The organism is Ectothiorhodospira sp. 9100, from assembly GCF_022227565.1.
Lineage (GTDB): Bacteria > Pseudomonadota > Gammaproteobacteria > Ectothiorhodospirales > Ectothiorhodospiraceae > Ectothiorhodospira > Ectothiorhodospira marina.
In genome coordinates this window covers 17,294-29,990 of the sequence record NZ_JAJNAN010000020.1, presented here as the reverse complement: position 1 = coordinate 29,990, position 12,697 = coordinate 17,294, and the positions used below count along the sequence as shown (strand labels likewise).

Sequence of the window (12,697 nt, the reverse complement as noted above, 5' to 3'; positions counted from 1 at the left end):
TGTTGCCCCTTGCCAAATGCACCGCCTTGAAATACTGTCTATAGATATAGAAGCGAGGATCAGTATGGAAAAGCTCACCCCCAGGCAGGCGGAAATCCTGGCATTCATCCGTGATTACATGCAGACCAGTGGCATGCCACCCACCCGGGAAGAGATCATGCGTGCCTTTGGTTTCAAGTCCCCCAACGCGGCGGAATGTCATCTGCGCACCCTGGCCCGCAAGGGGGCCATCGATATCCTGGCAGGCACCTCCCGCGGGATTCGTCTGCGCGAACCCCTGGGTTTGCCCCTGGTGGGTCGCGTGGCCGCCGGGGTGCCCATCCTGGCCGAGGCGCACATCGAAGATCATTACCGGCTGGATCCCCGCCTGTTCAATCCGCGACCGGATTACCTGCTGAGAGTCGAGGGGCTCAGCATGATCGGGGCCGGCATCATGGACGGAGACCTGCTGGCCGTCCATCGCACCCCCGAGGTCCGCAACGGTCAGATCGCTGTCTTTCGTCTGGAGAACGACGTCACCGTGAAACGTTTCCAACAGGAGGGGCATACGGCCCGCCTGTTGCCGGAAAACCCGGATTTCGAACCCATTGTCGTGGATTTGCGTGACGAGGAACTGTCCGTCGAGGGCGTCAGCGTCGGCATCATCCGCAACCGGGATGCCTGACCCGCAGCCCTACAACCACTCCAGGAGCGCATCCAGAACCGCATCAGGACACTCCTCCTGGGGCACGTGACCACACTCGGGAATCGTCGCCACGGTGGCATTGGGCAGTTCCGCCGCGGCCCGCCGCGAATCCGCGGGAGAGACCACGCGATCTTCCTCGCTGATGATCACCAGGCTGCGTTGGGTCAGATCCCCCAGATGGGTGCTCACATCCACCGGGCTGGCCATGGCACGCACGAACAACTCACCCCAGGCCAGATCCCAGTTTTTCACCCGGGTGTGAATCGTGGTCAGCGCGCGCCGCTCATCGCTGATGCGCTCCGGATCGTGATAGGACAGGTCCAGCAGTGCCCCCCGAGCACCCATTTGTCTCGCCAGCAACAGGTTCAGACGCCGGATCTGGGGCAGTTGGGTCACCGCTTCCGGGAAGGTAGGCCGATCCACATACACCCAGGGGTTGATCAACACCAGGCCCTTGACCCGCTCCGGGGCCTGCAAGGCGGCCTCCATGGCCAGGGTGGCCCCGGACGAATTGCCCACCAGAATGGCCTGATCAATCCCCTGGGCATCCAGGAAGGTCAGCAGATGCATCAGCGCCGCCTCCTTGGTAAAGGGATTGGGCCCCGACCAATCCTCGCGAGTGGGTTTGGCGCTCAGCCCATAGGGTACCTGATCATGGGCCACCACCCGCCCCTGTTCCGCCAGGCCCGGCAGGAGTTCATTCCAGGTATAGGCATTGAAGGTGAAGCCGTGGAGCAGTACAAAGGTGGGCGCATCCGCCCCGCCACTACCGTCGGACTCCAGATAGTGCAATGTCAATCCATCTGTCCCCGCAAAGGGGATGGTGACAAACCGACTCTCCTCGGTGGCTACCGCTTCCACCGATTCCAATCCTTTCAGCGGCTGGTTGGAGATCAGAAAGGGCCCCAGCAGCAGGACCAGAAGCCCCAGCGTCAACAGGCTGCCAAGGATGATCAAGAGCCATCTAAACATGAGAATCCTTACAAGGTTTGTTTTACAATCGCCCGTTTTTCAGGCGCTTGATCGGCATGAAAACACGCCTTCTTAGTCTCGGGCACCATTTACTTTACCGTCTGGCCCGGCCACCGGCCAGTGGGCGAGATGAGCGAACCGGCAGGATGCCACTGGGCTCGCCCGATTGGCCGATCCGGTTGGCGGATTCCGGGCCTCGCCTTATAGTGACCAAGCCATGAAGAACCCAACCCAGACCCAACCCGTTGCGGCGCCCCAGTCCCTTTTCACGCAACGTCTCATTGCCGAGGCAGTGCGCATTCACGAAGATCGCGAAGGCCGGGTCATCGAGGACTCCACGGCCTGGAAGGCGGGGCGCGAGACCGCCGGTGACCTGGAGGCGCGGGTGCTGGCCCGAGCTGCCGCCACCCGCCTGGGGGGGCAGGTGAAGGATGCCCTGCAGGGGGTGCGTCGCCTGGGCACCTGGATGGGGATACTCGCGCTGCTGCTGGCGGGCCTGGTGGGCATGGGCGCCGCCAGCGCCTCCCTGGGCGCACCGCTGATGGACGATGGCTCCCGGGTCAACATCTTCTGGACCCTGGGCAGCCTGCTGGGCGTACAAACACTGATGCTGCTGCTGTGGCTGCTGGTCATGCTGTTGCTGCCCCGGGCTGGCGGCGGCCTGCTGGGGCACGGGGTGCTGGGGGTGGGTGGCGGCCTGGCTCGCTGGCTGTCCCGTGCCCAGGCACACGAACTGGCCGTGCGCGCGCTGATCAACCTGCTCGGTCGGGGGGGGCTGGCCCGGTGGTCCGCAGGCTCCGTCACTCACCTGCTCTGGGCCGCTTTCGGGGCCGGGGCGCTGCTCATGTGCATCTGGAGTCTGAGCGTGCGCCAATATGATTTTGCCTGGGGAACCACCCTGCTCAGCGAGACCCATTTCATCACCCTGATCCATACCCTGGGCGCCCTGCCCTCCTGGCTGGGTATCCCGGTACCCGACGAGGCACTGATCCACGCCAGCCGTCTCGGTGTGAGCGAGGGGGCCGGCGGTCGCATCGCCTGGTCCGGCTTTCTGCTGGGCAGCCTGCTGTTCTACGGCCTGTTACCCCGTTTGTTGCTGGGTCTGTTGTGTCTGGGTCTGGCGCGCCGTTCAGCGGCTCGTTCCCGTGCGGATCTCACGGCTCCAGGGTACGCGCGCCTGGCCCCGCGCTTGCAGCCCGATCACCATCGCCTCGGCGTGATCGATCCCCCCCCGGCCTCACTCGCCCCGCAACCCGCCAGCCAGGCACGTCGCAATACCCCGGATGCCACCGTCCCCATGGCCCTGATCGGCTTTGAGCTGGAGCACGCCCGGAACCATTGGATCCAGAAAACCCATCACGCCCGCTGCACCCCTCTGGGTCAGGTGGACGACCGCCAGACCCGGCGCGATATCCTGGCAGCACTTGCCGCGCAGAACCCCGCCCCCTCCGTGGTCGTGGTGGTCTGCTCCCTGGCTCGCACCCCCGATCGCAGTGCCGAGGGCTTCCTGGCGGACCTGCGTTCCCGTACCACAGCCCCGGTGTGGCTGTTGCTGGATGAGGCCAGTGTCGCCCGAGGGCGAGAGATCGATCTGGATGCCCGTTATCGCGCCTGGCAGGATCTGTCGGAACGGGCCTGCCTGGACCGTCTGTTGCCCGATGACCCGGCTCGGGCCGATCACCAGGATGCCCAAGTCCTGCTCGATGCCTTCGACCATCCCGAGGATCACGCATCATGAGCTCGCTTTTGCAGGTGGCCGTGGTCGGCCACACCAACACCGGCAAGACCTCCCTGCTGCGCACCTTGTCCCGCGACACGGATTTTGGCGAGGTATGCGACGCGCCGGCCACCACCCGACATGTGGAAGGCACCGAACTGCTGGTGGACGGCGAACCCATCATGGCCCTGTACGATACCCCGGGCCTTGAAGATGCGTCCGGCATCCTCGATTGGCTGGAGGCCGGTCAACAGGACCGTCACGCCGGCGCTGAGGCGCTGGAGCGGTTTCTGCAGTCCCCCGAAGCCAATGGGCGCTTTGAGCAGGAGGCCAAGGTCCTGCGGCAGCTGCGCAGCAGCGATGTGGGTCTTTACGTGATCGACGCCCGCGAACCCGTGCTGGGCAAATATCGGGACGAACTGACCGTTCTGGGCCTGTGCGCGAGGCCCCTGATCCCCGTGCTGAACTTCGTGGCCTCCCAGGACAACCGCGAGCCCGACTGGCGGGATACCCTGGCAAAATTGGGCCTGCATGCCGTGATCACCTTTGACTCGGTGGTTTATGACCTGCAGGGCGAGTTGCGCCTGCACGAAAAGCTTCGCAGCCTGCTGGACCCGTACCGGGAACCCTTGAGCCGTCTCATGGAGGCCCGGGCTCGAGAGGCCCAGTGGTTGGAGCGCGCGGCGGCGGAGATCGTCGCCGACATGCTGCTGGATATCGCCAGCTGCACCCTGCTGGTCCCCCTCGACCCCAAGGCCATGGAGGCCGGCATGGATGAATTACAACGCATTGTCCGCAAACGGGAGCAGGATTGCGTGGATGCCCTGCTCAGCCTGTACCGCTTTCGCACCAGCGACTATGTGGCCACTCAGTTGCCGCTGGAAGATGGTCAATGGGGCCTGGATCTGTTCAATACGGAGGCCATGCGTCATTACGGTCTGCGCACCAGCGAGGGTGCGGCAGTCGGCGGGGCCATCGGATTGGCCGTCGACGTGATGGCTCTGGGCACAACCCTGGGTGCCGGCACGGCAGCGGGTGCCACCGCCGGTGCGCTCATGGGCAATGGCATCGGTCTGGGACGGCGCCTGAGCCAGCGCATGCGTGGGCAACGGGAACTCAGAGTCAATCATGCCACCCTGCGCCTGCTGGCCTTGCGTCAGCGGCAGCTTGCCCGGGCCCTGTCGCGCCGTGGTCATGGCGCCGAAAAGGCCCTGGAGCTCAACACCCCCACCGACAACGCCTGGCGCCGGGGCAAGCTGCCTCCCCCCGTGCGCAAGGCGCGGATCCATCCAGGTTGGTCGCGACTGAATGAGCAGGCTGATGATGTCGAGTCCAAGTCACGCGGTCAGGCATTGGCGGCGTTGACGGAGCAGTTGCTGGATGATGCCCCTCCCCTCACCCCAACCCCTCTCCCCTGAGGGGAGAGGGGCTTTCCATTCAAACCTGATAACCCGATACCCGATTCTGCAGATCGGCGGCCAGCCGAGCCAGCTGTTCGCTGGCGGCGGCAATTTCCTGGGCGCCGTTGGAGGTTTGATCCACCGAGTGACTGATGGTGCTGATGTTGCGGTTGATCTCCTCGGCCACAGCGGACTGTTCCTCCGCCGCGCTGGCGATCTGGGCATTCATGTCATTGATGCTGACAATGGAGTTGTTGATGGAGTCCAGTGACTCACCGGCCTTGGCGGCCTTGGACACGCTGTCCTTGGCCTTGGTGCGCCCCTGCTCCATCACGCGTACCGCGCCGCTGGCACCGCTTTGCAACCGCTCGATCATCTCCTGGATCTCGGTGGTGGAACTTTGAGTGCGGCTGGCAAGCGTGCGCACTTCGTCGGCCACCACCGCAAAGCCACGGCCCTGCTCGCCCGCACGGGCTGCCTCAATGGCGGCATTCAGGGCCAGCAGATTCGTCTGCTCGGCAATGCCGCGAATCACATCCAGCACCTTGCCAATCTCGTCGCTATCGGCGGACAGGCGCGTAATCACCTCAGAAGCGTTCTCCACCTCCTGGGCCAGTTCCTCGATGGAGCTGATGGTCTCCTTCACCACCTGACTCCCCGTGGAGGTCTCATGCTGGGTATCCTGAGCCGACTGGGCTGCATGGGAGGCATTGCGAGCCACTTCCTGCACCGTGGCCGTCATCTCGTTCATGGCCGTGGCCACCTGATCGGTCTCCGAGTGCTGCCGCTTCACCTGCTCACGGGTTTCTTCCGAGGTGGTGGACAGTTGTTCCGCTGCCGAGGAGAGCTGCGCGGTGGCCGAGCCCACCTGGCGCACCAGTTCATGCACCCGGTCAGCAAAGCGATTGAAACCCGTCGCCAGATCCCCCACCTCGTTTCTGCCCTTCACTATGAGTCGCTGCGTTAGATCCCCGCCACCATCGGCGATGTCACGCAGGGTATGGGCTGCTTCACGGATGGGTCCGACGATCATGCGGGCGAAGAACACTGCACCCACAATACCCACCACAACGATCACCACCAGGGCAACCAGCATGCCGCCAACCAGTTCAGTGACGCCGCGAGCCACAATGGCATCGGCCTGTTCCTTGGGGATGCCCAGGCCCATGATGCCGATCACCTGGTTGCGTTCGTTGAACAGGGGTTCATACGAGGTGAGATGTGGCACCCCCACCACCTCGGAAACCCCGGTGTAGCGTTCACCCTGAATTGCCGCCGCATAGGCGGGCGTATCCCGCCCCAGGGGCGTGCCCACCGCGCGCCGTCCGTCCGAACGCGTCACACTGGTGATCACCCGGGGGAACTGGTTGCCGTCGCGACCAAAAATGGTGAAGGCAATACCGAGATCCCGACCGATGGCATCCGCCATCTCGTGGCGTCCTTCCAGCGGCTCGCCGTCCGCGTCCACCAGGCGCCCATCGGAAACCGCGACGCTACCGTAATACTGGGCAAGGTACACCCGGGCGGCGCGCAGATCCCCTTCTGTTTTCACCAGCAGGCTATGATCCACCAACTGACGAGAGGTGTTGGACATGCTTTGATAGGAGACCAGCAGGAAAATCAGCCCCACCCCTGTCAGACCCACCACCGCGAACAGGATGAGCCTTGCCTGGATTGTAATATTATTCAGCATTTTGAATTCTCTTGTTGAAGCGCTGGGCCACCCGGAAACGGCGAACAGCAATTATCCAGGTTATCGGCCGCCAGAGGGCATTCCTTGAGCACTCTCCTGTCATTCTCCCGTGCGACGGCACAGCAGACTCATCATGGCACTGGCCTTGTGCAGGGTCTCCTGGTACTCATCCTCACCTTGGGAGCCCGAGGTGATGCCGCCACCCGCCCAGAAGCGCACCTGCCCATGGCTGTTCACCAGAGTGCGGATGGCGATGCTGGTGTCCATGTCACCCTCGAAGCCCACATAGCCGATGGCTCCGCAGTACACCCCGCGCCGATGCGGCTCCAGCGTCTCGATGATCTCCATGGCCCGAAGCTTGGGGGCCCCGGTGATGGAGCCACCGGGAAAACATCCTCGCAGCAGATCCAGTGCATCCCGTCCCGCCGCCAACTGCCCACTGACTGCGCTCACCAGATGATGCACGGTGGCATAGCTCTCCACACTGAACAGCTCCGGCACCTTCACGCTGCCAGTGGTGCAGGCCTTGCCCAGATCATTGCGCAACAGGTCCACGATCATCACGTTTTCGGCCCGGTCCTTGGGGCTTGCGGCCAACTGTTCCCGCTGTACCTGATCGGCGGAGCGGGTGGTACCCCGGGGCCGGGTTCCCTTGATGGGCCGGGTGCTCACCTGACCGGCCCGCACCTCCAGAAAACGCTCCGGTGAGTTGCTCAGGATGTTGGCTTCGGGCAACTTGAGAAAGGCCCCAAAGGGTGCCGGGCTGATATGCCTCAGGCGCTGGTAACTGCCCCAGGCATTCCCCTGAGCCGAGGCACTGAAGCGTTGCGCCAGATTCACCTGGTAGCAGTCCCCCTCACGAATGAAGTGCTGCACCCGGGCGAAGCGCGCCTGATAATCCTCCCGGGACATATTGGACTGTATACCGTCACTCAAACGGAAACCCGATCGTACCCGCCCCCGGCCCGCCTTTGACAACATGCGCAGAAGGTCCGGCCAGATCCGGGCTGTGTGGGGATCCAGGCCACGCCCGACCAGCCAGGCGAGTTGTTCCTGATGATCCACGACCACCGCCCAGTCATGAAGACCCACGGCCATCTCCGGCAGGTTCTCACCGTCGTGGGCTATCGATGGCAGACGCTCAAATCGACGCGCCAGGTCGTAGGCAAAATACCCCAGGGCACCCCCCGCAAAGGGCAACCCCTCCACCGGCGGCAACCGTGGCCCAAGGCGCCGCGCGAGCAGTTGCAGCGGGTCGGCAGTGCTTTCCCATAGGCCATCGCGTGCCCCGATTCGCGTCACCCCACCCCGGGTCACCACCGTCACGAAGGGATCGGCAGCCAGGATGTCGAAGCGGCTGCGCCCACCGATCGTGCCACCGCTGTCCAGGAACACGGACCAGGGCCGGTGCGCCAGCACCTGAAACAGCCGGGCGCCATCCCCCGGATAAGGTAGGCGCTCGAGCCGGAAACCGGTGGAACGGGTAGGCATGATGGCGTGAGGATCCTCGGAGATCACGTCGGATGGACGAACAGTGGGTGACAAGCGGATTCTACTATGATGACGGCCACCCAGAGTGCGGTCCCGGATGGCGTCTTTCGGGTGGGACTGAGTATACTGCGCCCGCGCCACATGATCGCCGCCCACCTGGCCTGTGCGTGAAACCCGTGCGGTCCGTTGGTGTCTATCCGCTGGGCGGACCACCGCCCGCACCCTGTCGGTAGATGATCTGTCAACGGATGGCAGCGCCGCGCGTTTATCCCATGCCAGGCCTTTTTTGTCACTGCCAACCGGCGTGATCGCCCTGGCCTGAATCAGCCACCGTTCAAGCCCACACGATACTGCCCTCCCGGCCATGGACAAGACCCGATGAAACGACTCCCGATCCTGATCCCCCCGGTACTGATCCTTCTGGCGGTGCTCGTCTGGTGGGGAACCGGGTCCGATTCCATCACCGGCCCGGGCCCCGGGAACGGTCAGGGGGCCGTGGCAGTGACCGTGGAGAGGGTTTCCCAGGCGGATCTCACCGATCGCTCGGTCTTCACGGGCTCCCTGGTGGCAGCCCACCGTGTGGAGATCGCCACCCGCGTGGCGGGGCGCCTGGACCATCTGCACGTGGACATCGGGGATCAGGTGGCCCAGGGTCAATTGCTGGCCGAACTGGACGATGATGCGTTCCAGCAGGAAGTGGAGCAGGCGCGGGCCGAACTCGCGGTTTCCAACGCCAGCCTCCTCGAGGCTCAAGCGGCACTCACCTCCGCCCGGCGGGCCCTGGACAGGACCCGCGAGTTGCGCGCGCAACGCGTGGCCTCCCAGTCCGAACTGGAGTCGGCGGAAACCGATGTGGAGGCTCGCCAGGCGGGCGTCACCCTGGCACGCTCCCAGATCGCCCAGCGCCAGGCGGCCCTGCGTAACGCGCAGATACGCCTGGACTACACGCGCATCCAGGCCGAACTGGACCCTGGTGAGGGCCAGTGGCTGGTGGCCGATCGCATGGTGGATCAAGGCAGCATCCTGCAGGCCAACACCCCCATCCTGGCCCTGGTGAATCTTCAACCCCTGCGTGCCCGGGTATTCGTCACCGAGCGGGATTACGCCCATCTGGAACCCGGTCAACAGGCCCATCTGAGCACCGTGGCGCATCCGGGTGAGCAGTTTGAGGGACGCGTGATCCGCGTGGCCCCGGAATTTCGCGAGGCCTCCCGTCAGGCCCGCGTGGAGATTCAGGTACCCAATCCTGACCAGCGTCTGCGTCCGGGCATGTTCGTGGAGGCCCGTGTCAGCACCCGCTCCGTTGAGGCTGCCACGGTGGTGCCCTTTGATGCGATTCTCGAGCGCGATGGCCAGTCGGGTGTCTTTCGGGTGGAAGAAGGGGACAACGGTCCCATCGCACGATTCGTGGCCGTGACCCCGGGCATCGAGGACGATGGCCAGGTGGAAATCCTGCAGCCCGAGATCGATGGTCGGGTGGTCACCCTGGGCCAGCATCTGCTCAGCGACGGGGTTCCACTGCGAATCGCCGACGATGAACAAGTGCGGGACGCAGGTGCCCGCCGATGAATCCCGCCCGTTTCACCGTCCCCCGACCCATCTTCACCTCCATGGTGACGGCCATTGTCGTCACGCTGGGCCTGATGTCCCTATTCCGCCTGCCCATCGATCTCCTGCCGGACATCACCTTCCCCACCATTTCGGTGATGACCAGCTATAACAACGCCGGTCCCGAGGAGATGGAGCAGCTCATCACCCGCCCCGTGGAAGAGGCCGTTTCGGCCGTGCCCGGCGTGGAGGAAGTGACCTCCACCTCATCCGAGGGCTCCAGCACGGTGCGCATTGCCTTCGGCTGGGGCACCAATCTGGATGAGGCCACCAACGAGGTGCGCGACCGCCTGGACCGCATCGTCAACAGCCTGCCGGAAGATGCTGACCGGCCCCGTGTACGGCGCTTCGACAGCTCGGATGTGCCCATCATGCTCATCGGTGTGGCAGCCGAACTGGATCCCATCGAGCTGCGCCAGCTCATCGATGATCGCATCCGCCCCCGGCTGGAGCGCGTGCCCGGCGTCGCGGCCGTGGATGTCTGGGGCGGCCTGGAACGCGAGATCCGCGTGGAGGTGGATCCGGATCGCCTGCAATCCCTGAGCCTGGGTCTGGAGGACATCCGCCAGGCCCTGCGCGATGCCAACATCACCGTGCCTGCCGGGGAGATTGTTCGGGGCCGCATGGACCTGCGCCTGCAGACACCGGGGGAGTTCGAGAACCTGGATCAGATCCTGGGCACCGTGGTGGCCACCCGCGATGATGCCCCCATTTACCTCCACCAGGTGGCCCAGGTGCGAGATACCCACCAGCGCATCACCCGCCTGATCCGTATTAACGACGTACCGGGGGTCCGTCTGGCCATCCAGAAACAGGCCGATGCCAACTCGGTTCAGGTGGCCGAGGTGGTGCGGGATGAGATCGACCGGCTCAATCGTGAGTTTCCACAGATCCATGTGGCCGCAGCCATCGACAGCTCCCGCTTCATCGAGCGCTCCATCGCTAACGTGGGTCGCTCCATCCTCTACGGCGGCAGCCTGGCGGTACTGGTGCTGCTGTTCTTCCTGCGGCATTTGCGCTTCACTCTGGTGGCGGCCACGGCCATCCCGGTCTCGGTGATTGCCACCTTCGGCCTGATCCACTTCGGTGGCTTCACGCTCAACCTGATGACCTTGGGTGGACTGGCCCTGGGGGTGGGCCTGATGGTGGACAATGCCATTGTGGTGATTGAGAACATTGCCCGACGCCGCACCGAGGACGGGCTGCCGGCCGCCGCGGCAGCCACTGAAGGCACCTCGGACGTGGCCGCAGCCGTCACTGCCAGCACCCTCACGACGCTGGCCATCTTCCTGCCCATGTTCTTCGCACAGGAAATGGCCGGCGTGCTGTTCAAGCAGCTGGCTTATGTGGTGGCCTTTGCCCTGTTCTGCTCTTTGCTGGTTGCCCTCACCCTGGTGCCCATGCTCATGGGCCGCAAGGGCACTGTCAGCGAACGCCCAGGCAATGGGCTCACGCAGCGGGCCAGTCGCGGTGCCGGCAGTATTGTGCAGGGAATCGAAAGCACCTACCTGCGCCTGCTTGATGCGGCCCTGGGTCATCGCTGGACGGTGATCATCCTGGCCATGGGCCTGTTCATCCTGGCCCTGGCCCTGGTGCCACGTCTGGGTACTGAATTCATGCCAGCCACTGATGAGGGCGAGTTGCGGGTGAGCATCGAGATGGAGCCGGGCACACGCCTGGATATCCTGGATCAGGTGGTGCGCCGCATCGAGGAGACCCTGGTGGCACAGGTGCCCGAAGTGAACAATCTGGTGACCAGCGTGGGCGGTTCCAGCTTCCGTTCCACCTCGCCGTCCACGGCCAGCCTGCGCATCTCCCTGGTGTCCCAGTCCGAACGCAACCGGAGCACGGACGAGATCGCCATGGAATTGCGCCGCCACCTGGATGACATCCCCGGCGCCACCATTCGCGTGCGCCCCAGCCGCGGCATGATGATGCGGGGCATGGGCCGGGGTGGGGACGAGGATATCCTGAGCCTGGAAGTCAGAGGTTTTGAACTGGAGACCATCGACCAGGTAGCGGATGAACTGGAGCGCCGTCTGGAAGGCATCGAGGGCATCACGGATGTGCGCCTGGCACGCGAAGATGGCCGCGAGCAGCAACTGGTCCGCATCAACCGCGCCCGCGCTGCTGACCTGGGGGTGAGTGTCTCCCAGGTCGCCCGCACCCTGGAGACCGCCCTGAGTGGCGGCAGTGCTGGACAATACCGGGATCGAGGCACGGAGACCCGTATCTGGGTGCAAATGCAGGATGCGCACCAGATGTCCATCGACGAAGTGCTGAACATCACCGTACCCAGCCGTACCGGCGACCCGGTGAGCCTGCGCCACTTGGTGGAACTGGAGTCGGGGATTGCTCCACTACAGATCGAACGCAAGGAACAACAACGCGTCAACACGGTGAACGCCAACATTGCCGGCCGGGATCTGGGTTCCATTGTCGCCGATGTGCGCACCGAACTGGAGAATCTGCCCCTGCCTCGCAATGTGGACATCACCTTCGGCGGAGACGTGGAAGAACAGCAGCGGGCCTTCAAGGAACTGGGGCTGGCACTACTCATGGCCGTGGCGCTGGTGTACATGGTCATGGCCAGTCTGTATGAATCCCTGCGCGACCCGCTTATCGTGATGTTCTCGGTTCCCCTGGCGCTGATCGGCGTGGTTGCCATGCTGCTGATCACGGGCACGACCCTGAACGCCCAGTCGCTGATCGGCATCATCATGTTGACGGGCATCTCGGTGAACAACGCCATCCTGCTGGTGGACCAGAGTGCTCGCCTGCATCGCAGCGAGGGTATGATCCCTCGATCTGCCGTGCGGGAGGCCGCCCGTCGCCGCCTGCGGCCCATCCTGATGACCTCCCTGACCACCATCCTGGCCCTGATCCCCCTGGCCATCGGCATCGGTGAGGGTGGCGAGACCCAGGCACCCATGGCTCGAGCGGTCATCGGTGGACTGTTCAGCTCCACGCTGATCACGCTGCTATTGATGCCGGTACTGTATACGCTGTTTCATCGAGAAGAAGCGGGCTCACCCGCGCCCAACCCGATCAGGTCGACATGATGTTCCCATGCTCACCCCCACGCCGCGGTCTCAGTGCCCTGGCCATCGCTGGTCTGATGCTATTGCCCA

8 protein-coding genes are annotated in these 12,697 nt (G+C 64.2%); 5 read left to right on the top strand and 3 right to left on the bottom strand.

Annotation, left to right across the window (positions count from 1 at the left end; genetic code table 11):
- Nucleotides 1-64: 64 nt before the first annotated feature.
- Nucleotides 65-664, top strand: a complete 600-nt coding sequence (gene lexA / locus LPW29_RS08110; protein ID WP_238627593.1) for a transcriptional repressor LexA — start codon at nucleotides 65-67, stop codon at nucleotides 662-664.
- Nucleotides 665-673: 9 nt separating this feature from the next.
- On the opposite strand, the gene LPW29_RS08105 is transcribed toward lexA, so the two are convergent.
- Nucleotides 674-1,657, bottom strand: coding sequence for an alpha/beta fold hydrolase (locus LPW29_RS08105; protein WP_238627592.1), 984 nt, complete (start codon nucleotides 1,655-1,657; stop codon nucleotides 674-676).
- Nucleotides 1,658-1,874: 217 nt separating this feature from the next.
- On the opposite strand from LPW29_RS08105, the gene LPW29_RS08100 reads away from it, so the two are divergent.
- Together LPW29_RS08100 and LPW29_RS08095 are read left to right on the top strand one after the other, a co-directional pair.
- A complete protein-coding gene (locus tag LPW29_RS08100) occupies nucleotides 1,875-3,395 on the top strand; it encodes a DUF2868 domain-containing protein (protein ID WP_238627591.1) in 1,521 nt (506 codons plus the stop codon).
- A complete protein-coding gene (locus tag LPW29_RS08095; protein ID WP_238627590.1) occupies nucleotides 3,392-4,792 on the top strand; it encodes a GTPase/DUF3482 domain-containing protein in 1,401 nt (466 codons plus the stop codon). Before LPW29_RS08100 ends, LPW29_RS08095 begins: the two co-directional genes overlap by 4 nt.
- Nucleotides 4,793-4,811: 19 nt before the next feature.
- Here LPW29_RS08095 and LPW29_RS08090 read toward each other — a convergent pair whose 3' ends face one another.
- Entirely contained in the window at nucleotides 4,812-6,467 is a 1,656-nt protein-coding gene (locus tag LPW29_RS08090; RefSeq protein WP_090253368.1) for a methyl-accepting chemotaxis protein, read from the bottom strand.
- A 99-nt stretch (nucleotides 6,468-6,566) separates the two neighbouring features.
- Nucleotides 6,567-7,958 (bottom strand): aminodeoxychorismate synthase component I, encoded by a 1,392-nt coding sequence (pabB, locus tag LPW29_RS08085; protein WP_338018684.1) that lies wholly within the window; start codon nucleotides 7,956-7,958, stop codon nucleotides 6,567-6,569.
- 378 nt (nucleotides 7,959-8,336) lie between these two features.
- On the opposite strand from pabB, the gene LPW29_RS08080 reads away from it, so the two are divergent.
- Both LPW29_RS08080 and LPW29_RS08075 read left to right on the top strand, forming a co-directional pair.
- Nucleotides 8,337-9,527 (top strand): efflux RND transporter periplasmic adaptor subunit, encoded by a 1,191-nt coding sequence (locus tag LPW29_RS08080; protein WP_090253372.1) that lies wholly within the window; start codon nucleotides 8,337-8,339, stop codon nucleotides 9,525-9,527.
- Nucleotides 9,524-12,628 carry an efflux RND transporter permease subunit gene (locus LPW29_RS08075; protein ID WP_238627588.1) on the top strand — a complete coding sequence of 1,035 codons (3,105 nt, stop codon included), beginning with the start codon at nucleotides 9,524-9,526 and terminating at the stop codon, nucleotides 12,626-12,628. The genes LPW29_RS08080 and LPW29_RS08075 overlap by 4 nt, the downstream gene beginning before the upstream one ends.
- The last annotated feature ends 69 nt before the right edge of the window (nucleotides 12,629-12,697 follow it).

Coding starts and splice junctions, on each gene's coding strand:
- lexA (WP_238627593.1), top strand. CDS start 65: ATGGAAAAGCTCACCCCCAGGCAGGCGGAAATCCTGGCATTCATCCGT.
- LPW29_RS08105 (WP_238627592.1), bottom strand. CDS start 1,657: ATGTTTAGATGGCTCTTGATCATCCTTGGCAGCCTGTTGACGCTGGGG.
- LPW29_RS08100 (WP_238627591.1), top strand. CDS start 1,875: ATGAAGAACCCAACCCAGACCCAACCCGTTGCGGCGCCCCAGTCCCTT.
- LPW29_RS08095 (WP_238627590.1), top strand. CDS start 3,392: ATGAGCTCGCTTTTGCAGGTGGCCGTGGTCGGCCACACCAACACCGGC.
- LPW29_RS08090 (WP_090253368.1), bottom strand. CDS start 6,467: ATGCTGAATAATATTACAATCCAGGCAAGGCTCATCCTGTTCGCGGTG.
- pabB (WP_338018684.1), bottom strand. CDS start 7,958: ATGCCTACCCGTTCCACCGGTTTCCGGCTCGAGCGCCTACCTTATCCG.
- LPW29_RS08080 (WP_090253372.1), top strand. CDS start 8,337: ATGAAACGACTCCCGATCCTGATCCCCCCGGTACTGATCCTTCTGGCG.
- LPW29_RS08075 (WP_238627588.1), top strand. CDS start 9,524: ATGAATCCCGCCCGTTTCACCGTCCCCCGACCCATCTTCACCTCCATG.